The organism is Peptoniphilus rhinitidis 1-13, assembly GCF_000246925.1.
In the GTDB taxonomy this organism is placed as follows: Bacteria; Bacillota; Clostridia; order Tissierellales; family Peptoniphilaceae; genus Peptoniphilus_A; species Peptoniphilus_A lacydonensis.
Genome location: NZ_BAEW01000039.1, coordinates 1 through 983 on the forward strand (window position 1 = coordinate 1; position 983 = coordinate 983).

Annotated in this window: 2 protein-coding genes and 1 tRNA gene; all 3 read right to left on the reverse strand. The window is 30.1% G+C overall.

From position 1 onward, the window contains the following. Positions 1-111: 111 nt before the first annotated feature. Positions 112-187 (reverse strand) — tRNA-Ala (locus tag RH95_RS09090). 308 nt (positions 188-495) lie between these two features. After that, positions 496-735 carry a hypothetical protein gene (locus RH95_RS09095; RefSeq protein WP_141567145.1) on the reverse strand — a complete coding sequence of 80 codons (240 nt, stop codon included), beginning with the start codon at positions 733-735 and terminating at the stop codon, positions 496-498. A 43-nt stretch (positions 736-778) separates the two neighbouring features. Further along, positions 779-983, reverse strand: a 205-nt coding sequence (locus RH95_RS09715) for a hypothetical protein (RefSeq protein WP_010248935.1), incomplete at its 5' end; no start/stop codon positions are given.

Consider the following 983-nt stretch of genomic DNA (forward strand, 5'->3'; position numbering starts at 1 on the left):
TAATCGAATTCTAGCCAATCGACTCTCCCTTACGGTCAGTCTTTTGGGAATTCTTTACACACAACCTCCATCGCTTCAATCTTCGCTATGCTCGATTTTAGTGTGTCGGTATGGTGGAGATAAGGAGATTCGAACTCCTGACCTCCTGCTTGCAAGGCAGGCGCTCTCCCAACTGAGCTATACCCCCATGTATAATTAACTCTCAAGGTTTTAATTTCTAAAAATCAACTAACTTATAATGAAAAATACTTACTATTTATAAGTACGCAAAGCAATAATATAAAAAATAATTCGTATTTTTTTATATTATTATTATTTTGAAATAATTTTGAATCAGAAAAAAAATTCACATTATTAATGTAACACGCTACACAATATATTAATAACGGTAATAAAGCAAAAGACTTCGCTACTCTAGATTCTATATTTATCAAAAGTACACTAATAATTAATATTATAATTTTCATTTATCCAACTTTCATTTCATAAATTACTTTAAATTCTAGCTAAGAACCTATCAAAATTAGGCCCTGCATAAATCTCAAATTCACGCCAAAATTTAAGTCGAGATTGATTAATAGTACTTGGATCCCAATAACTATATACCTTAACAGAAACATATCCTTGAATCAAGTTATCAGCTAAAGTACTTGTAATTACGCTAGAAAGAACCGTTATAGGAATTCCTCCACCAGTCGCAGCAACTATAGCTCCAACTATAGCAGAAGCAGACACACCTTTAACGTTAATTTTAAAAGTAGTTTGACCCAATAATTCCTTAGTCAGAGGCTTCTATCTTATTATCATACTTAGTAATATTTTCAAAAGCCAAAACATTTGAAAATAGCATTGAAACTGCAATAACCAAACAAGCTATTTTTTTAATTATAACTACTCCTTTATATGAGTCATTAAAGTCTAGAGAGTTAAAAGCTTTTAAATATAAAAAATTGCTATATATAATTAAAATAGTGTGAAGATTT